The organism is Bradyrhizobium sp. USDA 3397 (assembly GCF_054060965.1).
Genome location: NZ_JBSSDS010000001.1, coordinates 7,686,026 through 7,704,938 on the forward strand (window position 1 = coordinate 7,686,026; position 18,913 = coordinate 7,704,938).

Below are 18,913 nucleotides of genomic sequence, written 5' to 3' on the forward strand. Positions count from 1 at the left end.
GCTCTGGGGTATGGACCGGGAGGCCGTTTTGGCTCATCCAATCGCAATCGATTCGGGTTGAGGCCTTGTTCCGAGGGCGCCAATCCCCGGCTTGAGGCGACGTCCGGCTGTGAATGCCGGTTCCAGGTCCCCGCGCCGCTTGCCCAGCGGCGACAGTTTGTCCCTATTGCCGGGGTGCAAGTCGCGGGCGCTTTGGTACACTGCGCCGACGCAAAAGGAGTTCCATGAACGTGCCGAGTCCCTGCAACGTACTGATGCTCTACCCGCTGTTCTCGGCAGAGTCCTTCTGGACCTTCGGCGAATCCTGCAAAGTGATGGGCGTCAAGCGCCCGGCCGCCCCCCTGGGCCTGATCACCGTCGCTGCGATGCTGCCCGAGAGCTGGACCGTCCGGCTGATCGATTGCAACACGGCACCCTTCGGCGAGGAGGATCTCGCCTGGGCCGACGTCGTCTTCACCGGCGGAATGTTGCCCCAGCAGGCCGACACTTTGCGTCTGATCGAGCTCTGCCGCGCCGCGGGCAAGCCGGTCGTGGTCGGCGGTCCCGACCCCACCTCGAGCCCCCACATCTACGAGCGGGCCGACTTCCGGGTGCTCGGCGAGGCCGAGAGCGTCATGAACGAATTCATCGCGGCCTGGGAGAGCGGCGCGCGATCCGGCCTCTTCACCGCGCCGAAGTTCCAGGCCGACGTCACCAAGACGCCGGTGCCGCGTTTCGACCTGCTCAAGTTCGAGGACTATCTCTATCTCGGTGTGCAATATTCGCGCGGCTGTCCGTTCACCTGCGAGTTCTGCGACATTATCGAGCTCTACGGGCGCGTGCCGCGGACCAAGACGATCGAGCAGATGTTCGTCGAGCTCGAGACGCTCTACAAGATGGGCTATCGCGGCCATCTCGACTTCGTCGACGACAATTTCATCGGCAACAAGAAGTCGCTGCGGCAGTTCCTGCCGAAGCTCGCCGAATGGCAGCGCACGCACGGCTATCCCTTCGAATTCTCCACGGAAGCCTCGGTCAATCTCGCCGACGACCCGGAGCTGTTGGAGCTGATGGGTGCGGCCAATTTCTTCGGCATCTTCGTCGGCATCGAAAGTCCGGACCCGGCGACGCTGGTCGCGATGCGCAAGAAGCAGAATACGCGGCGCAACATCGCCGAGAGCATCCACAAGATCTACGCCGCCGGCATGCTCGTCACCGCGGGCTTCATCGTTGGCTTCGACAACGAAAAGGTCTCGATGGCGGAGGCGATGATCGACTTCATCGAGGAGGCGGCAATCCCCGTCGCCATGGTCGGCCTGCTCTATGCCTTGCCCAACACGCAGCTCACGCGCCGGCTGGAGCGCGAAGGCCGGCTGCATTCCGGGCACGACGTGGCGCCGACGATTGGCGCCGATCAGTGCACGGCGGGCATCAATTTCGATCCGGTCCGCCCGTTGCGTGACATCCTGACGGACTACAAGCGGGTGCTGGAACACATCTACAGCCCGGCGGCCTATGCAGCACGTGTCGACCGCCTGATGACGCTGCTCGACCGCTCCCGGCAGCGCTCCGAACTTGCCGAAGGTGACATCCGCTCCAAGCTCGGGGCCATGGAGACCGTGCACAAGGTGGTGTCCGCGCTTCCCGAGGCGCGGGGGCCGCTCTGGCAAACCTTCATGAACTGCGCCAAGCGCGACACGTCGTCCGCACGCATCGCCGTGCAGATGATCGCGGCCTATGCGCATCTCGGACCGTACTCGCGCAAGGTCATCGCGGCGATCGACCAGCGCCTGGCCGCGCTGGACAGCGAGGCCGTCGCTCCTGTGGCTGTCGGCGTGACGGCGGCCTGAGGCCTTACTTCACCGCGAGCCGCAGGAAGCTCATCACGCTGCCGAGCGCGGCAAAGCCCGCGCCGAGCGCCAGCGCCAGCGTCGCGCCCTCGTGGCCAGCGAGTGCGAAGCAGGCGGCGGCGAGCGCCGCGCCGGTGGTCTGCCCGGTCAGGCGCGCGGTGGCGACGATGCCGGAGGCGCTGCCGCTGCGGTGCGGCGGCGCGCTTGCCATCACCGCCTTCATGTTCGGCGCCTGGAAGAAGCCGAACCCCATGCCGCAGATCACCATCCGCCAGATGATGTCGGCAATGGCGGGATTGGCCGGCAGCGTCGCCAGCAGCGCCATGCCGAGACCGAGCAGCACGAGCCCGATGCCGCCGAGCAGGCCGACGGCATGGCGGTCGGAGAGGCGGCCTGCGATCGGCGCCATGATGCCGACCACCAGCGGCCAGGGCGTCATGAAGAAGCCGGTCTCGACCTGCGAGCGGCCGAGCACATCCTCGAAATAGAACGGCAGCGAGACGAAGGCGAGGCCCTGGACGGCGAAGGAGCACACCGCCGTTGCCGCCGACAGCGCGAACATCGGCCTGGCGAACAGGTCGATCGGCAGCATTGGCGCGGGATGATCGGCGTGGCGGCGGGTCAGGATCACGCCAAGCACGAGGGCGGTGACCAGCTCGATGCCGACCACGAATGGCGACAGATTGTGCGCGGCGCTGCCGATGCCGGTGATGAACAGGCCGAGGCAGGCGGTGGCCAGGATCGCGCCGAGCAAGTCGAAGCCGTGATCGGCGCGCGGAGTCTTCGGCAGCATGGCAAAGCCAATGCCGATCGCGATGAGGCCGAACGGGATGTTGACGGCGAACAGCCACGGCCACGGTCCGAGCGCGAGGATGGCAGAGGCGATCGAGGGCCCGATGGTGAAGGCGGTCGCGACCACCAGCGCGTTGTGGCCGAAACCGCGGCCGAGCATGCGGCCGGGATAGACGAAGCGCACCAGCGCGGTGTTGACGCTCATGATGCCGCTCGCTCCCAACCCTTGGAGGGACCGCGCCAGCAACAGGCTGTCGAGCGACCAGGCCACCGCGCAGAACAGCGAGGCAATGGTGAACAGGATCAGGCCGCCGAGATAGATGCGCTGGTGCCCGACGATTTCGCCGAGCGCCCCGAGCGGCAAGAGCGTCGCCACCAGCGCGATCTGGTAGACGTTGACGACCCAGACCGATTGCTCCGGCGTGACGTGCAGGTCGGCTGCGATGGCGGGCAGGGCTATGTTGGCGATCGCCGTGTCGAGCGAGGCCATCGCGAGCGCAGTGAAGATCGCCGCGACCGCCCAGCGCCGCTGCGCGGCCGGCAGGCCGTCGGCGGTGGGAGGAGCGGGCTCGCGCGCGGCGGCAGGTAGCGTGATTGTCATTTTCCTTGGCGCGCTGCTCCGGCGGCGGGACGTTCGGCATGTACTACGGAGGCGCCGGCTTCCACAGGCGCAAGCTTGCATGCTGTGTATGCGCGAAGGTCAGGCAATGCGGCTGCGCTGCGAGCGCAGGGCCAAAACAAAAGTCGAAAAACAACCCCATGCACAGTAGGAGGCCCTTTGATCGAAAAGGCATTTTCTCGCCGTGTCGAAAACGGCGGTCGCAGCCGCCATCAAGTTGACCCGTCGGGCAAAACACTGGCAGGATGCCAGCGTGCCAGCGATCAGGCCGGGAGCAGGCCGCATGCGCGTCCTGCGCGCCGTCTCCGCCACGCCGACGTTGAGGCAGATCAACACTCCGCCCGCGCGGCCGCTCGACCTTTCCATCAGCGCATCGATGGAAGGGCGGCCACATGCAGACTCTGCTCAGGGAAATCCGGAATACCCCTTTGCTCTGGATGCTGGCCTTCGTGCCCATCGTGCTGGTGGCAGAGGCGGTGGCGCCGCATTCCCATACGCTGCTGTTCGTGCTCGCGGTGCTGGCCATCGTTCCGCTGGCGGCGCTGCTCAGCCACGCCACCGAGGCGGTTGCCGCGAAGACCGGCGATGCCGTGGGCGGATTGCTCAATGCAACGCTCGGTAATCTGACCGAGTTGATCATCGCCATCACGGCACTGCGGGCCGGCCAGTACATGCTGGTGAAGGCCTCGATCGCGGGCGCGATCGTCACCAACGCGGTGTTCATGCTGGGCGCCTGCCTGCTGCTCGGCGGCCTGCGCTATCACGTGCAGGAATACAACCGCGCCGGTGCGCGGCTTTCGTCCGGCCTGCTGCTGATGGCGACCGTCGCCCTGCTTGCGCCTTCGGCGGTCGCCGATCTCGACCACCTGCCGCAGGGCGGGGGCATCCTCAACAAGCTCAGCCTCGGCATTTCGGTCCTGCTCATCATCGCTTACGGGCTCGGCCTGTTGTTCTCGCTTCGAACGCACAAGGAATTGTTCGCAAGCGCCGGTCACGGCCACGACGACAAGGAGGCGCACTGGCCGATCGGAACGGCCGTCGGCACGCTGCTGGTCGTCACCGTGCTGGTCGCGTTGGTCAGCGAGATCTTCGTCGAATCGGTGCAGAAGGCGGCGGAAACCTTCGGAATGAGCCCGGCCTTCGTCGGCTTCATCGTCGTCTCGCTGGTCGGCGCCGCCGCGGAATTCGCGGTGGCCTTCGCCGCGGCGCGCAAGGACCGGCTCGACATGGCCGTCAGCATCGCGCTCGGCAGCGCCTCGCAGATTGCGCTGTTCGTCGCACCCGCTTTGGTGCTGCTCAGCTATGTCGTGGGGCCGAAGCCGATGGACCTGCAGTTCTGGCCGGGCGCCGTCACCATGATGATGATCGCGACGGTGACGTCGGCCTTCATCACGTCCAGCGGGCGCTCGGCCTGGTTCGTCGGCGCCCTGCTGATCTTCATCTATGCGGTGTTCGCGCTGACGCTGTACGTGGTGCCGCCGGCGGGACAGGGGTGAGATTCGGTGCCCTTCGATCTCGCGCCGGCAGGCTATTGGTCGCGCGAGATCATGCCAGCCCCAGGCCGCCATCGACGGCGATGACCTGACCGGTTACCCACGCCGAGGCCGGACCGGCGAGTTGGACGACCCATTCAGCAACATCCTCGGGCACGCCGCGGCGGCCGAGCGGTATGCTGCCGCGCTCCTGTTCCTCGACCGCTGCGGCCTGCTCCGCCGACAATCCCATCATGCCCGTCAGCGCGCCCGTCTCCGTTGGGCCCGGTGCAACGGCGTTCACCCTGATCCCGAACGGGGCCAGTTCCAAGGCCCAGCATCGCGTCAAATGCTCCACGGCGGCTTTGCTGGCTGCGTAGTGAGATAGTCCCGGCGCCGCTTTGTGTCCGAAGGTGCTGGAGACGTTGACGATCGCGCCGCGCCTGGCCTTGAGATGGGGAAGCGCTGCCGACGCGAGCAGACTTGGGCCGAGCACGTTGACAGCGAAGATGTCTGTGATGCGATCGGCAGTGACATCGGCGAGCGACAGGATTGCGCCCGCGCCGGCATTGTTGACCAGCGCGTCGAGGCGGCCCCATTTGTCGAGCGCCTTCGCAATGGTTCGCTTGGCGTCCTCGGCGGACGCTGCATCCGCCGTCATTCCCGCGATGTTCTCGTGTTGCAGCGTGGTCTCCTGGATCAGGCTCGCCCGGCGGCCGGTGATCAGCACCTGATAACCTTGTTTCGCGAAGCGGAGCGCCGCTGCGCGGCCGATGCCTGACGTGCCGCCGGTGACGACAACGACCTTTTGATCTTGCATGTTCTCATCTCTCGTGCGGTCAGCCGCACCAATTGGTCGGAGTTTGCACGCCGCGGCGGCCGATTCCCGGTGTACCGGCCGCCGTGACGGGTGTGATCTGAAGAGCGCGCGCTCGATCATCCGTGGACGCGCGCTCCCGTTCAGCCGGTTCTTGCCGGTCAGTAGTCCCAGAACACCGGGACCCAGCGGAAGGCATCGCCGGCGGCCGCGACATGGCCGACCGATGGGAACGGCATGTGCGTGGCCACCAGCAGCTCGCCGCTCTGCGCAAGCTCCCGCAACAGCTGGATACGAACGCGCGCCGCCTCCTCAGGGTCGTGCTCGAAGCCGTTGTGCCATTCGGGTTGGTCGAACCCGACCGCAAACACGGCATCGCCGGCAAAGGTCAGCGCTTCGCCGCCGGACGCCACGCGGACCACGCTATGTCCGGGCGTGTGACCGCCGGTGCGGCGGACGACGACACCGGGTGCAACCTCGTGCTGCTCCTCGAACGGCCGGATCTGGCTGCCGTACATCTTCACGAACTGCTTGGCGGCGGCCCGAAGTGCATCGGGAAATCCCTGCGGCATGTTGGTATGCGTGAAATCGGGCGACTCCCAGAACTTGACCTCGGCGGCGGCCACGTGAATCCGCAGGTCCTTGCGCAGCCGCTCCTTCACGCCGTCGACCAGCAAGCCACCGACGTGATCCATGTGCATGTGGGTCAACACGAGATCGGTCACGGACGAGAGGTCGATTCCGGCGGCCTCCAGGCGCTTGATCAACTGTCCGGCGCGCGGCAGATGCAGATCGGGATCGGACCCAAGTCCGGCGTCGATGAGAATGGTCTTGTCGCCACTTCGCACCATCACCGCATTCAGTGCCCAGTCGAACGCATCCTGAGGCAGGAACATCTCGCTCAACCAGTTGGCCCGTACGGCGGGGTCTGCGTTGTGCGCCAGCATGGTGGTCGGGAGCGGCAGCACGCCGTCGCTGACCACCAGCACGTCAATGTCGCCAATGCGCACCGCGTAGCGCGACGGCACGAGCTCTTCGGGTTTCGCGGCGATGGAGGCGTTGTGCAGATTCATGTTGGTCTCCTTTTCAAGGTTGGGGGCAGTTGCTAGAGCGCCGTGACGCGCTCGGGATCGGCGGAGGCGAGCGCTGCGGCGCGTTCGGCTTTGGGCGGATAGATCCAGACCGTGTTGATCTCCTGCTTGGTCTTCTTGGCGACGTCGCCGACCATCTCGACCGTGCGCTCCCAGCCGCGGGTGAACAGCGCGCCGGCTTCGCCGAGGTCGAGGCAGGTGACGTAGGCTTTCTGGTGATAGGGTCTGGTCGGAACGCCCAGCAGCTCGGCGGCGGCGTTGTTGCCGGCGAACGCGCCCATCCGGGTCGCGTGTTGACATGACATCAACGCGTAATTGCCGACATCGTCACACGCCGCCCGTGCGGCATCGCCAGTGGCGAAGACGCCGCTGACCGATGGGACGCGTAATTCGCGGTCGACGAGCAGCCGGCCAAACTGGTCGCGTTCGGCCGGGATCTGCGCCGTCAACGGCGCTGCACGGATGCCGGCGGCCCAGATCACCGTCTCGCACTCGATCTGCTGGCCATTGGAAAGCGTGACGCCGGACTTGTCGAGCGAGGCCACGCCGACACCGAGCCTGGTTTCGATGCCGAGCTTCTGCAGCGCCTCCTCGATGATAGGGCGGGGGCCTGCGCCCATATCCGGGGCGATCGCCTCGTTGCGGTCGACTATGACCACGCGCAGCCGGGCGTCCTTGCCGAGAATCTTGCGCAGGCGCGACGGCACCTCGGTTGCCGCCTCGATGCCGGTGAATCCGCCGCCGGCGACGAGGACGGTATTGCGTGCCTTCGAGGCCGGGCGACTCGACAGCCCGTGCAGGTGACGATCGAGCGCAATGGCATCATCGAGCTGGTCGACGCTGAAACCGTATTCGGCAAGGCCAGGAACGTTCGGCCGGAACAGCCGGCTGCCGGTGGCGACCACCAGCCGGTCGTAGGACAGCTTTCTCCGCGTGCCTTGCGCAGCAGCGATCTCGACCACCTTGGACTTGGTATCGATTGCCTCGGCATGGCCACGGACATAAACGACGTCGATCGCCTTGAAGACGTCCTGCAGCGGTGCGGTAAGGGTCTCGGGCTTTGGTTCGTAGAGTCGCGGGCGAACCACGAGCGTCGGTTCGGGTGCGACGAGCGCGATCTCGAGCTTGTCGGGCGAAGCGCCCTGAATGTCGCGCAGGCGGGCGGCTGAAAGGGCGGCATACATGCCGGCGAAGCCGGCGCCGATGATGGCGATGCGCATGTTGATTTTTCCTCGAGTGATGTGATTGGGATGAAGGCCGGGCTATGCCGTCACGAACCTGAGCAAGTCGGCATTGACGATGTCCGGATGGGTCGTGCAGACGCCGTGTGGCAGCAGATCGTAGATTTTGAGGGTGCTGTGCTTCAAAAGCCGGGCGGACAGCGGCGCGGAGTCGGCGATGGGGACGATCTGGTCGTCGCTGCCGTGCAGGACGAGCGTCGGCACGGCGATGCTCTTCAGGTCTTCGCTGAAATCGGTCTCCGAGAAGGCCTTGATGCCGTCGTAATGGGCCTTGGCGCTGCCCATCATGCCTTGACGCCACCAGTTCCAGATCGCCGCCTGCGAGGGCTCGGCGCCCGGACGGTTGTAGCCGTAGAAGGGGCCGCTCGCGAATTCGAAATAGAACTGCGACCTGTTGGCCGCGAGCTGCCGGCGCAGGCCGTCGAAGACCTCCAGGCGCAATCCACCGGGATTCGACTCGGTCTTCAGCATCAGGGGTGGCACGGCACCGATGAGCACAAGCTTGGCCACGCGGTCACGGCCGTGACGGGCAACGTATCGCGTCGCCTCGCCGCCGCCGGTGGAGTGGCCGACGTGAATGGCATTGCGAAGATCGAGGTGCTGGGCGAGGGCGGCGACATCGGCGGCATAATGATCCATGTCGTGGCCGTCGCTGACCTGGCTGGAGCGGCCATGGCCGCGGCGGTCATGGGCGATCACGCGAAAACCCTTGCCGAGGAAGAACAGCATCTGGGCGTCCCAGTCGTCGGCGCTGAGCGGCCAGCCGTGATGGAAGACGATCGGCTGCGCGGACTTCGGTCCCCAGTCCTTGTAGAAGATTTGGACACCGTCGCTGGTGGTGACGAAGGCTGCACCGTCGTTCTTGCCGACCGAAAGCGCGGCGCTCTCGGCATCGCGGCCTACCGCCGAGGTGGAGCGGACGGTCAATGACGCCGCGTACAGAAGTGTGGTTGCCAGGATATTTCGCCGCGAGGTGCTCGCGAGCCGACTGACGGATGTGATCAAGGGCATTTGCTGCTTCCATTGCAGGTGGGGGGCACCATGAATGTCTAGCGAACCGGGCTTGCCCGTGCCCCAGCGCGATTGCCGCGATTGCATCGCGATTGCTGCTATCGACCGCGCCGCCGCCAATCGCTCGGCGATTCCCCCGTCAGCTTTCGAAACGCGGCGGCAAAGGCGGTCTGGGAGGAGTAGCCGAGCGCGACGGCGATCGAGACGACGGAGGCGTCGGTGTCGCGCAGCATGTTCATGGCTTGCTCGAGCCGGTGCTGGCGCAGCCAGGCATGGGGAGAAAGCCCGGTACTGTCCTTGAATGCGCGGCAGAAGTGAAAGCGCGATAAGCCGGCCTCGGCGGCAAGCGCTGCGAGCGAGACGTCGGCATCACTGTCGGATCGCAACCGCTCGATCGCCCGAAGCAACGTCTTCGGCGCCAAGCCGCCCCTGGCCGGAGCGATCGTGCCCGGCGAGCCGGTGTGCGCAGCCAGAAGACGCGTCGCAAGCAAATCCATGAGTTGCTGTCTGAACAGCGTGTCGAGGGCTTCGTTTCCATCGAGCACGTCCGCTGCGCTCAGGAGCAGGCGGGACGTGACGGGATCGGGATGTGCGGTTCGCTCCAGGAGTTCGGACGGTGCGCCGGCTTCGGCTTCGTCCGCAACGCGCTTCAGCGTTGTCTGCGGAAGGTAGAGCTGTACGACGTCGACCGGTTTTGGAATGTCCCACCGGGAGCTCGACCCCTCCGGAATGATGATGACGACGCCCGGGCGAAAGGTCCCGATTGCGACGGATTGCCCGGAGCGTCGCTCCATGCGCTGCACCGTGCCGTTGTAAGCCATGATGACGTGGTGGCTCATCGGCGCAACGACGTCGTGCAAGGGCTCGTGCTTCCAGTGAGCAATCCCGGCGCCGGAGGAGTCCAGCGCCATGCGGAAAGGCATCGTCCCGAGCACCCGCGCCATCTCCTCACCGGCAGCGGGCCGATCGCCTGACAGGACGACGTCGCGCCGCATTTGAGACGCGGCGGGGATGTCGTTCGGAGATTCGTGCAATACGACTTTGCTCATGGCTTTGCCCGGGTGGCGGCGCGTCGCTGGGGCGCGACAAATCGACCATCGTTTCAGCCGCGCAGAGCGGGGCCGAACAGCCGGTCTTGGCGATCTGCTCAAAGGATGGATCAGGTCCGAAGGCGATCCATCGAGATTCCGATGCCGTTGATTTACAGGTTCTAGGCAGCGCGAAGATCTGTGTCTTTCCTGATACTGCCGCGCATTGCCTGATCCTGCTGCGCGCGTCGGGCGCCCGCTAGTCGCGCGCGTTTGTGAAAAGTCGTGATGTCGACGCTGCGGTTCGGCGGCCCCTCACGTCGCCAAAAGCAAGCACCGAACAATTTGAAATGTTTGACAAATTTGGATGGGATTAGATCGGGGAGGGGTGCGACTTCGTCAATCGTGGACAGCGGTGGGGGATACCGATAAAGGTTCCTGCAAATGGCAGGTTGCTGTGGCCTGCTCTACGACGGCACAGACGAGACACAGGATGATCAGGACAGGCGCGTACGGTGAGCGGATCGGAGCATTCCTCCGCCTCGATGATGTGCCGCCCACGCTGATGACGCGGTCGCTGCGCAACGCCGAGATCGCAGTCACGGAAACGCGAAACGACAATCCGGTGCCGGGTCTGTCCGGTTCGTTTGCTGCGGAAGACGCCTATCTCGTCAGCCTGAAATTGCGCGACTATCCGGAGTGCGAGCTCTGGGAGCAGGGTCGTCACCTCACAAAGGCAGACGTCCATGCCGGGACGACTTATCTATACGATCTCAAGGCCGACCCCCGCTACGTGATCGACAAGCCGTTTCACTCTCTGCATTTCTACGTGCCGCGCTCGGCGCTCGATGGTCTCGCCGATCAGTCGGGGGCGCGGCGCATCGATGCGCTCGACTGCGGCCCCGTCGGGCACGATGATGCCATCATCCGTCATATCGGCGCTTCCTTGCGCGACGGACTGCGCCGGCCGGGCGAGGCCAACCAACTCTTCGTCGACCACATGATGCTGGCGCTCACGGCTCATGTCGCCGAGACCTATGGAGGCTTTCGGCACAAGGCCGAGACCACCCGCGGAGCGCTTGCGCCATGGCAGCTCGCGCGCGCATGCGACAAACTTGAAGCGGATCTCGGCGGCAAGCTGCCGTTGCAGGCGATCGCTGCGGAGCTCGACCTCTCTGTCAGCCACTTCTCTCGTGCGTTTCGCACTGCGACCGGCCTGCCTCCTCATCGCTGGCTTCTGCATCATCGCGTGAGAACCGCCAAGCGCCTGATGCGTGAGCACGGTCTCTCACTGTCCGAGGTTGCTATTTCGGCCGGTTTTGCCAACCAGAGCCACTTCACGAGGGTGTTCTCCGCGATCGTCGGCGTCAGCCCGGGTGCATGGCGGCGCGATGCGCAGGGAGCAGCAAACCGCGAAGGCTAGGCGTGCTTCGTCGCCCCCTTACGGCACAAGCGTGGTGAGCGCGTAGACGACGACCGCAGCGCCGAGACAGCGCCGCCAGGGGTTCACGCCGCGGACGATCTCGTCGGCGCCCCAAATCATCAGTCCGCCTTTGAAGACGATTGTCAGGACGACGCTGGCTCTTCCCGCGGAAGGCCAGATCCAAAGCAGAAGGCCGGCGACGATCACGATCCATAGGATGAGGTTGGGCCATTGCGCGATGGTGATGGCGCCGATTTCGCGGCTCCTGAAGAACCAATCGAGGAATCGGCGCACGATCACCGCGTCGGTCAGATCACGACCTCGCCCTCTTCGCGGCCCTTCCAATACGTGATGCGGTTGGCTTTGACCTTGATCAGGACAATTCCCGGCGTATCGATGCCGTTGTCGAACCACTTGTCGAGGTCGCTGGTCCAATGCTGCTGGAAGGCGGCCTTGTCGCGGATCAGCTCGGCAGTCCCTTCGACCGCGACGTAGATTCCCTTCGAGAATAGGCCCGCCTCCGATGAGAATCCGAGCGCTACCTTGGGATTTCGTTGGATGTCCGACACCGTCCGCGCCTGTTCGTAGGTGAAGTAGTACGAGGTGCCGTCGTAGGCGACGTCGCCATTGTTGCTCATCGGACGGTTGGCAATTTCGCCGTTCTCGGTGTGCGTCGAGAGAATGGCGATGTCGATGCCGGCCATTTGCTTTGAGATTTCGGCGAGCGACTTCTTGGGCATGAACTTTCCTCCAGTGGAGCGGAGGCAACGACTGGATTGGGCCCATGTTCCCTGAAGCCGGGGACGAAGTGCGCGCCCGCGGTTGAGCAATGACTCGCTTATTACCGGCGGCGGTCTGACGGTTGGGCGGTCATGCTCGAAGAGCGTGAGTGTTGCGATCGGCCTCTTGATGCTCCTCGCCGCAGTTCTAGAACTGATCCCGCCGCAGTCCCCATCCACGGGGATCACCGTGCCCATGATTGTACTGCGCCCGCGAGGCGAAAAACACCACGAGCGCACGCACCCATGCGGTCAAACCAGGCCGTTTTCGGCGATTTCGAGCCAGCTGTGGTGGCACGAGAAGAACCGAAGGACACGCCTGAGTGTGTATCGGGCATGGGCCCGATGAGGCAAGTGAAGGACCCGCATCTTGGAGTTACGATCCCAAAATTTGAGGCGCTCCCGACGCGGGCTTGGGCTGTCGACTCGCCTACTGCCAAGATCGGCGCCGCATCGCCAAGGTACCAGTGACTTTTGAACGCTTGCGCATTCGTCGTTCCTCAGCCTTTTCCAGGCGGGTACGAAGGTTCTGAAGCTCCGTCAGTTGAGAGCTGAGCGACAAAACACGTTGACGCAGAATCGCAATACGGTCGCACTGACCACGAGTACTCATGACGCGCCCTAAACTATGACTGTCAGGAAATGAACAGCTGGGCCAAGAAACAGAATGGACTTAAACCTATGAGTGTTGATGACCATAGCAAAGGTTCATGAAATTTGGTTGACACGCGCGGCAGGGACGCCGCCGACCGCGATCGGGACACGCCAAGGGTCAAAGCGCCGTTGGTTCGGTGATTTTGCGCGACCGCCCCAGGTCGATTCCGAGTTCCTTTACGGAAAACCGCTGCTAGAGCACAAGCCCGAGCACCAACCAGCTGGCAACAGACAAACAGACGCCAATTCCCAAATACGGCAATGCAATGCGCATGGTCATTCCTCCATGCCTAGACGCGACGAGAACATGGTCAGATACGCAGATTCGGGGTGCCAGCCCTATATTCCATGCGATGTATGAGCTGTTTAACGGCATCCGACGAGTATATTTAATTTGACTTTTGAATATGGTCAAAATTATATGTATTTGAGTTAATTGTTATATTTAATTTGGGCGTGTCGCCGCGCCGCAACACATTATCTACGCGTGTTCTGATCGGGTGCCGAAACCATGCGAACAGGCTGGGCGATCGCTCCATTGGAGTTGCTCTTGAGAGAGGCGTGATGCATGCGCCAATCAATCGATACTGCACCCAAGGGTCGAGACAACACCCGGATAGATGATGCGGCGGGGGCCGTTGAGCTCGGTCACGGGTTGCCCGAGACGGGCAGATGGGGCGCAAAGGACGGCTCAGCGCTCTGCTCTTCACGGACCCATTGGTTCGGTGAGACCGAGGATATCGATCCCGAGGAGACGGGTAGTTCGCTCATTGCAGCTGTCGTTCTGGTCCCCCTTATCTTCGCTGGGGTAGCCCTGCTCGGTGCTTTCGACCCGTTCAAGGCACAACCGACTGCCGAAATGACTCGAATCGACAGCGGGAGCGCCGCCGGCCTAGACCAGCGGCCTGACTTCGCGACCGGATCGCCAGCACTCCTTCAGAGCGAAACGTCCGAGGCCCCGATTCAGGCAGTCTCTGCAAGCGCGGCGGGCCCGCCACAACGGCTCGACGCCGACGGGCGCAGTGACTCGCTCTCCGGTGAACTGGCCGGCGCGCGCAGGGAGCTCGAAGAGGCGGTCCAGCGCACGCATGCAGCGGAAACTGCTGCGGAGGAGCTGCGGCAGTCTCTTCAAAACGAGCGAGCCCGCAGCGCCGCGTTCGCGGACGAACTTGCCGGAACCCGCCGCGAAGTAGAGGCTCGTATCGCGCAGGCGCGCGAGGCGGACGAGGTGGCCGCACAGCAGAGGGATGCGGCGGCGTGGGAGATCGCTGAACTGCGGCAGTCCCTGCAGCAGGAGCGGGAAAAGAGCGCCGTCCTGGCGACGCGAGTGAGCGCCGCGCAGGCGATAGCGGCAAGCGCTGAGCAAGAACGCTACGAGGCGCAGTCACGCGCCGCCGCCCTCGCGAGCGAGCTTGCCGGCATGACTCGCGGATCGGCTACGGCCGACGGTGCGACGGCGGAGCAAAGCGAGGCGGCGGGCGGGGAGATCGCGGAATTGCGGCAGTCCTTGCAGCAGGAGCGCGAAAGGAACGCAGCCCTCGCGCAACAGGAGGACGCCGCGCGGTCGGCAACGGCGAACGCCGAGCAACAACGCCGTGCCCTCGAAGAGGCACAGGCTCATGCTGCCGCGCTGGAGAGCAAGCTTGCGCAAACGCGCGGCGTCATCGAATCGCTGAACGGGCATCTGCGCGAGGCGAACGATGCAGCCTCGCAGCAGAGACAGGCAGCGAACCGGGAAATCGCCGAACTGCGACAGTCGCTGGAGCGGGAGCGGAGCAGGACTGAAGCCAGGGAGAGAGAGATCGCCTCGGTATCGCGCCTTACCGATCAGCATGCCCCGGCGGCGCAAAGAAGCGACGGCCCGATCTTGTCGACGGCGCAGAACGTGACCGCAACGGAGCCGCCGACGAATCCAGGCCAGGACGAGGTGGAGGCCCGATTGATCCCGCGTGCCAGAGCGTTGCTCGATCAGGGCAATATCGGTGCAGCGCGGATCGTGCTCGAGCTCGCAGCCGAGAAGAACATTGCGCAGGCGACCTTCATGCTCGCGGAGACATATGATCCAGCGGTTCTGGCCGCTTGGGGCGCCTATGGAACGCGCGGCGAGGCGGCCAAGGCGCGCGAGCTCTACGCGAAGGCGCAGAGGAGCGGCATTCGCGGAGCCAAGGAACGACTGGATGCATTGCATCACTGAGAGTGGGCTTTGCATTCATGCTGGGACGAGTGGTTGCAGTGGGCATCCGGAAAGGAACGACATGAACAAGCTGCCAAGGTCGCTCTCGTCGCTCCTGCTCGCCGCGCTGGTGCCGATGGCCGTGCTGCTTCAACCGACTTGCCTGGAAGCACAAACCGCAAGATCCGCCAAGGCGGATGCACAAATCGTCCAACGGCCGCTTCCTCAGGAGAGAGAAAAGGACCGGATGAACGCCTGGACCGTCGGGCTCGCCGGCGGCCTGCTCGAGGGCGCGCCGATCCGCCTCGCGGCCGAAATGGCCCGTGTCGTCGACGACGGAGCACAGCTGCATCTTTTGCCGATCGTCACCCGGGGCGCCACCGACAATCTGAATGCGCTACTCTATCTGCGTGGTGTCGACACCGCGATCATCAATTCCGACGCCCTCGACGAGTACAAGCTTCAGGTTCCGCAGATCCAAAGCCGCATCACCTACCTGCTCAATCTGTTCCCGTCCGAATTGCACATCTTCGTGCGGCCGGAGATCACGAGCCTGCAGGACCTTGCCGGCAAGAAAGTGAACTTCAATACCCAGGGCACCGCAGCCGCCTATTCCGGACCGCTGATCTTCAGCCGCCTCGGCATCGACGTCGACAAGACGTTCATTCCGCATCAGCTTGCCCTGGAACAGATGCGCAAGGGTGAGATGTCGGCCGTGGTGTTCATCACATCGAAGCCCGTCGACGCCTTCGTACGCGGTCGTTGGGAAGCGGGATTCAAGTTTCTCCCGGTCCACTACGACAGGAGATTCGAGGACTATTATCTGCCCGCGACGTTGGACGCGATCGAGTATCCCAATCTGATCAAGCAGGGCGATCGGGTCTCGACCATCGCGGTGCCGACAGCGCTCGTTGCGTTCAACTGGCGGCCAGGCTCGAATCGCTATCAACGCGTGGCGCGCCTCGTCGATTACCTGTTCTCGCGGATCGACCGCCTGCAGGCACCAGGCTTTGATCCGAAATGGCGGTCGATCAATCTCGCCGCAACCATCCCGGGACTCACCCGCTTCCAGGCAGCGCAGGAATGGCTGGATCGCCAGGCACGCAGCGCCCAGGCGAAGCCATGAACGCTGCCGTTGCTCCGCTCGCCGTCGCCTTCAACGTTGCCTGCGGAATCGCTTACGCGCAAAGCACCGGCGATTCCACGGAAGCACTTCGGGCTTGTTCGGGCATGGACGGATCGGCCCGGCAGGAATGTCTTCAAGATTCATCACGTAAGTTGTCACGGCCTGCCCGGCGGGTGTCGGACGATAATTGGCTAGTCAGCGAGACCACCTCGCCGGTCGACTATTCGCCGATCGTCACCGCCACCACATACTCTGTCAGCGGCTCCGATGGAGCCGCGATGCAGCTCGCAATCCACTGCCGCAAAGGCCGCACCGAAGTCACGGTCGCCGGATCGGCGCTGTCACGGAGCGCCAACGAATACGTCATCTCCTTTCGGCTGAATGCGGACACGCCGATGCAACTCGCGGCAGCATCGCCGTCATTCGGCTCCGGCGTCGCTTTCGGGGGCGACGTCGTAAAGTTGCTGAACGCGCTACCCGACGAGGGTCACATCGTCGTGCGCCTTTTCGCCCGCACGGGTCAGGTGCAAGACGGACAATTCCTGCTCAGCGGATTCGAGAAGGTGCGTAGGAGAATGGCGGCTGCATGCAAATGGCCACATAGCGTCGCCAGACCAGGAAGGTGATGGTCAGGGAACGGGAGACACGAGATGATCAATCTGAAGTTGGCGATGGCAGCGATGGCGATGCTGCTCCTGGTCGGATCAGACGCGCAGGCGGAGCTGGACAACCAGTTCAACCCGCACTCGAGCGCGACGAATCAAGTAAGCAATCCGAAGCAACCGGGTAGACAGGCGCAGGCGAGCAAGCCGGGACAGACTCGCACGAGCAAGCAATCCCCTGCGACCAGGGCGGCGATGGCCCAGGCGACAAAGCCCGAGATCGCCAGAAAGCCGCATCAGCTGATATTGCAGGTCAATTCCAATGACCCCGCGATGATGAACCTCACGCTCAACAATGCGAGCAATGTCGCGCAATATTACCGCGATCTCGGTGAACCAGTGTCAATCGAGATCGTCACCTTCGGTCCGGGTCTTCATATGCTGCGCGATGATACCTCGCCGGTAAAGCCACGCATCGAGGTGCTCGCGATGAGCAATCCCGAAATCTCCTTCAAAGCCTGCGGCAACACCCAGGAAAATATGCGGAAGGCGGAGAGCAAGGACGTCAATCTGATTCCGCAGGCGACGGTGGTCAAATCGGGTGTCGTCCGCGTCATGGAGTTGCAGGAACAAGGCTGGAGCTACGTCAAACCGTGAGGTCCGGCGACAATGAGGCCGTCGGATGCGCAGTTGGAGCGGAATGGCTTTAGGTTGAATCGATTGCCATGGGCTCGGTGCAACCTCTCCCGCTCTTGTCCGCCGAAGCCTTGGCGAAGGCGGATGCGGGAGAGGTCACGCCACCTGGCCGCGCCGACGGCGCGCCCGACGACAGGCTCCGGCGCGGGTCAGGGCTTTCTCCTGTCGGGGCTATCCCATTGCGGAAACATTCCCCAGCCCTCTCCCGCAAGCGGGAGAGGGAGTGCACTTACCTTGTAGCAATCAAACTGTCGGCGGCGTGCCAGAAGGCCGCTACGAAGTCCCGCCTTAGAACTGATACCGCCGCAGTCCTCCACCGGGATCACAGTGCCCGTGATGTACCGGGCCACGGGTGAGGCCAGGAACACCGCGAGTGCAGCGAGATCTTCCGGTTCACCCCAATAGCCGACCCGGATCTCCTCCTCGGCAAAACGCTCGCGATAGTCCGGCGGGTATGGTCGCACGCTCCCTTGGTCTTCTGCTTTTGTTGTTCGTTTTCTGCCCTATCCCGTGGGCTTTGCGAATTGCCCGACCGAGACGAGCAGTGGTAACCAAGAGCCTTGCCGAAGGAGCAAGAGCCTTGGCGAAGGAAAAGGCGTCGAAGGATGGTCTGGGATCCGCAGCAATATCTGAAGTTCTCCGGCCATCGGCTCCGGCCGGCCGTCGACCTGTTGATGCGGATTCCGGATTTTGCCCCGCGCGCGATCGCCGATCTCGGCGCCGGCGCCGGCAACGTCACCAAATTGATCAGGGAGCGCTGGCCGGAGGCGCGCGTGACCGGTGTCGAGGGCTCGGCGGAGATGGTCGCGGCAGGACGCAAGGCCGCCCCTGACGTGGAATGGTCACATGAGGATCTCGGCCATTGGAGTCCCGTCGGGCAGTACGACCTGATCTATTCCAATGCCGCACTGCATTGGCTACCCAATCATGCGGCGCTGTTTCCGTCGCTGATGGAGAAGGTGACGCCTGGGGGCATGTTCGCGGTGCAGATGCCGCGCAATTTCCTCGCGCCGTCGCATGTGCTGATCGGCGAGACTGCGCTCGATGGCCCATGGCGGTCCAAGGTGGAGCATCTCGTCACCCCGCCGCCGGTGGAAGGGCCGGCCTTCTATCACGATCTGCTCGCGCCGATGTCGGCCAACATCGACATCTGGGAGACCGAATATCTGCAGGTGCTCGAAGGCGACAATCCCGTGAAGGAATGGACCAAGGGCACCTGGCTGACGCGCTATCTCGACGTTCTCCAAGGCGAAGAGAAGGCCGCGTTCGAAGCCGCCTACGGGATGCGCGTCGCAAGGGCCTATCCGAAGAATGCGGCGGGGCAGACGCTGTTCCCATTCCGGCGCCTCTTCATGGTCGCGCAACGCAAAGGCTGATGACGCTGCCGCAATGCGGCATAGCATGCGTTGCCTTGGACTCGCGCGGATGCCGGCTTGCGCATTCGGCGGTCATCACGTTAGCTTGGCAGCGCTTAGCTCTCGTTGTTACCGACGGCTGCGGCCCAATAGCAACAATACCAACGGTCGGGGGCAATTGCGCTCCCGACCGTTGCGCTTGAAC

The 18,913-nt window shown here is 64.0% G+C and carries 17 protein-coding genes; 8 read left to right on the forward strand and 9 right to left on the reverse strand.

Annotation, left to right across the window (positions count from 1 at the left end):
• Positions 1-224 precede the first annotated feature (224 nt).
• Positions 225-1,829, forward strand: a complete 1,605-nt coding sequence (locus tag ACVWYQ_RS35775; RefSeq protein WP_271545606.1) for a B12-binding domain-containing radical SAM protein — start codon at positions 225-227, stop codon at positions 1,827-1,829.
• A gap of 4 nt (positions 1,830-1,833) precedes the next feature.
• Here the strand turns inward: ACVWYQ_RS35775 and ACVWYQ_RS35780 are convergent, their stop codons facing one another.
• Positions 1,834-3,222: an MFS transporter gene (locus ACVWYQ_RS35780; protein WP_404542811.1), complete on the reverse strand. Its 1,389-nt coding sequence runs from the start codon at positions 3,220-3,222 to the stop codon at positions 1,834-1,836.
• Between the two features lie 410 nt (positions 3,223-3,632).
• On the opposite strand from ACVWYQ_RS35780, the gene cax reads away from it, so the two are divergent.
• Entirely contained in the window at positions 3,633-4,736 is a 1,104-nt protein-coding gene (cax, locus tag ACVWYQ_RS35785; protein WP_271545604.1) for a calcium/proton exchanger, read from the forward strand.
• A gap of 49 nt (positions 4,737-4,785) precedes the next feature.
• Here cax and ACVWYQ_RS35790 read toward each other — a convergent pair whose 3' ends face one another.
• The 5 genes from ACVWYQ_RS35790 to ACVWYQ_RS35810 all read right to left on the reverse strand — a co-directional run bounded on the left by ACVWYQ_RS35790 (position 4,786) and on the right by ACVWYQ_RS35810 (position 9,921).
• Entirely contained in the window at positions 4,786-5,652 is an 867-nt protein-coding gene (locus ACVWYQ_RS35790) for an SDR family NAD(P)-dependent oxidoreductase (RefSeq protein ID WP_404542807.1), read from the reverse strand.
• Between the two features lie 38 nt (positions 5,653-5,690).
• The gene (locus ACVWYQ_RS35795; protein WP_271545599.1) at positions 5,691-6,602 is read right to left on the reverse strand and encodes an MBL fold metallo-hydrolase; all 912 of its coding nucleotides are present in this window, start codon (positions 6,600-6,602) and stop codon (positions 5,691-5,693) included.
• Positions 6,603-6,634: 32 nt separating this feature from the next.
• Complete coding sequence (locus ACVWYQ_RS35800) at positions 6,635-7,840, reverse strand: NAD(P)/FAD-dependent oxidoreductase (RefSeq protein WP_271545597.1); 1,206 nt, start codon at positions 7,838-7,840, stop codon at positions 6,635-6,637.
• 42 nt (positions 7,841-7,882) lie between these two features.
• Positions 7,883-8,872 carry an alpha/beta fold hydrolase gene (locus ACVWYQ_RS35805; protein WP_271545595.1) on the reverse strand — a complete coding sequence of 330 codons (990 nt, stop codon included), beginning with the start codon at positions 8,870-8,872 and terminating at the stop codon, positions 7,883-7,885.
• 98 nt (positions 8,873-8,970) lie between these two features.
• Positions 8,971-9,921, reverse strand: a complete 951-nt coding sequence (locus tag ACVWYQ_RS35810; protein ID WP_157280942.1) for a helix-turn-helix domain-containing protein — start codon at positions 9,919-9,921, stop codon at positions 8,971-8,973.
• A 472-nt stretch (positions 9,922-10,393) separates the two neighbouring features.
• Here ACVWYQ_RS35810 and ACVWYQ_RS35815 point away from each other — a divergent pair, with 472 nt between their 5' ends.
• The gene (locus ACVWYQ_RS35815; RefSeq protein WP_271545592.1) at positions 10,394-11,323 is read left to right on the forward strand and encodes a helix-turn-helix domain-containing protein; all 930 of its coding nucleotides are present in this window, start codon (positions 10,394-10,396) and stop codon (positions 11,321-11,323) included.
• Between the two features lie 18 nt (positions 11,324-11,341).
• Here ACVWYQ_RS35815 and ACVWYQ_RS35820 read toward each other — a convergent pair whose 3' ends face one another.
• Together ACVWYQ_RS35820 and ACVWYQ_RS35825 are read right to left on the reverse strand one after the other, a co-directional pair.
• Positions 11,342-11,617 (reverse strand): hypothetical protein, encoded by a 276-nt coding sequence (locus ACVWYQ_RS35820; RefSeq protein WP_271545591.1) that lies wholly within the window; start codon positions 11,615-11,617, stop codon positions 11,342-11,344.
• A 14-nt stretch (positions 11,618-11,631) separates the two neighbouring features.
• Positions 11,632-12,063, reverse strand: a complete 432-nt coding sequence (locus ACVWYQ_RS35825) for a pyridoxamine 5'-phosphate oxidase family protein (RefSeq protein ID WP_157280943.1) — start codon at positions 12,061-12,063, stop codon at positions 11,632-11,634.
• A gap of 1,261 nt (positions 12,064-13,324) precedes the next feature.
• Between ACVWYQ_RS35825 and ACVWYQ_RS35830 the strand changes: the two genes are divergently transcribed.
• From ACVWYQ_RS35830 to ACVWYQ_RS35845, 4 genes are all read left to right on the forward strand, one after another.
• Positions 13,325-14,950: a coiled-coil domain-containing protein gene (locus ACVWYQ_RS35830; RefSeq protein WP_271545588.1), complete on the forward strand. Its 1,626-nt coding sequence runs from the start codon at positions 13,325-13,327 to the stop codon at positions 14,948-14,950.
• A 61-nt stretch (positions 14,951-15,011) separates the two neighbouring features.
• Positions 15,012-16,055 carry a TAXI family TRAP transporter solute-binding subunit gene (locus ACVWYQ_RS35835; protein WP_271545586.1) on the forward strand — a complete coding sequence of 348 codons (1,044 nt, stop codon included), beginning with the start codon at positions 15,012-15,014 and terminating at the stop codon, positions 16,053-16,055.
• The gene (locus tag ACVWYQ_RS35840; RefSeq protein WP_271545584.1) at positions 16,052-16,681 is read left to right on the forward strand and encodes a hypothetical protein; all 630 of its coding nucleotides are present in this window, start codon (positions 16,052-16,054) and stop codon (positions 16,679-16,681) included. Before ACVWYQ_RS35835 ends, ACVWYQ_RS35840 begins: the two co-directional genes overlap by 4 nt.
• 24 nt (positions 16,682-16,705) lie before the next feature.
• On the forward strand, positions 16,706-17,314 hold the full coding sequence (locus tag ACVWYQ_RS35845) for a DsrE family protein (RefSeq protein ID WP_275496730.1): 609 nt from the start codon (positions 16,706-16,708) through the stop codon (positions 17,312-17,314).
• Between the two features lie 188 nt (positions 17,315-17,502).
• Here the strand turns inward: ACVWYQ_RS35845 and ACVWYQ_RS35850 are convergent, their stop codons facing one another.
• The gene (locus ACVWYQ_RS35850) at positions 17,503-17,817 is read right to left on the reverse strand and encodes an SDR family oxidoreductase (RefSeq protein WP_271545580.1); all 315 of its coding nucleotides are present in this window, start codon (positions 17,815-17,817) and stop codon (positions 17,503-17,505) included.
• 141 nt (positions 17,818-17,958) lie between these two features.
• Between ACVWYQ_RS35850 and ACVWYQ_RS35855 the strand changes: the two genes are divergently transcribed.
• Positions 17,959-18,729: a methyltransferase domain-containing protein gene (locus tag ACVWYQ_RS35855; protein ID WP_271545578.1), complete on the forward strand. Its 771-nt coding sequence runs from the start codon at positions 17,959-17,961 to the stop codon at positions 18,727-18,729.
• Positions 18,730-18,913: the final 184 nt, after the last annotated feature.

Coding starts and splice junctions, on each gene's coding strand:
- cax (WP_271545604.1), top strand. CDS start 3,633: ATGCAGACTCTGCTCAGGGAAATCCGGAATACCCCTTTGCTCTGGATG.
- ACVWYQ_RS35840 (WP_271545584.1), top strand. CDS start 16,052: ATGAACGCTGCCGTTGCTCCGCTCGCCGTCGCCTTCAACGTTGCCTGC.
- ACVWYQ_RS35825 (WP_157280943.1), bottom strand. CDS start 12,063: ATGCCCAAGAAGTCGCTCGCCGAAATCTCAAAGCAAATGGCCGGCATC.
- ACVWYQ_RS35835 (WP_271545586.1), top strand. CDS start 15,012: ATGAACAAGCTGCCAAGGTCGCTCTCGTCGCTCCTGCTCGCCGCGCTG.
- ACVWYQ_RS35775 (WP_271545606.1), top strand. CDS start 225: ATGAACGTGCCGAGTCCCTGCAACGTACTGATGCTCTACCCGCTGTTC.
- ACVWYQ_RS35810 (WP_157280942.1), bottom strand. CDS start 9,921: ATGAGCAAAGTCGTATTGCACGAATCTCCGAACGACATCCCCGCCGCG.
- ACVWYQ_RS35795 (WP_271545599.1), bottom strand. CDS start 6,602: ATGAATCTGCACAACGCCTCCATCGCCGCGAAACCCGAAGAGCTCGTG.
- ACVWYQ_RS35845 (WP_275496730.1), top strand. CDS start 16,706: ATGATCAATCTGAAGTTGGCGATGGCAGCGATGGCGATGCTGCTCCTG.
- ACVWYQ_RS35805 (WP_271545595.1), bottom strand. CDS start 8,872: ATGCCCTTGATCACATCCGTCAGTCGGCTCGCGAGCACCTCGCGGCGA.
- ACVWYQ_RS35815 (WP_271545592.1), top strand. CDS start 10,394: ATGATCAGGACAGGCGCGTACGGTGAGCGGATCGGAGCATTCCTCCGC.
- ACVWYQ_RS35800 (WP_271545597.1), bottom strand. CDS start 7,840: ATGCGCATCGCCATCATCGGCGCCGGCTTCGCCGGCATGTATGCCGCC.
- ACVWYQ_RS35780 (WP_404542811.1), bottom strand. CDS start 3,222: ATGACAATCACGCTACCTGCCGCCGCGCGCGAGCCCGCTCCTCCCACC.
- ACVWYQ_RS35830 (WP_271545588.1), top strand. CDS start 13,325: ATGCGCCAATCAATCGATACTGCACCCAAGGGTCGAGACAACACCCGG.
- ACVWYQ_RS35855 (WP_271545578.1), top strand. CDS start 17,959: ATGGTCTGGGATCCGCAGCAATATCTGAAGTTCTCCGGCCATCGGCTC.
- ACVWYQ_RS35790 (WP_404542807.1), bottom strand. CDS start 5,652: ATGATCGAGCGCGCGCTCTTCAGATCACACCCGTCACGGCGGCCGGTA.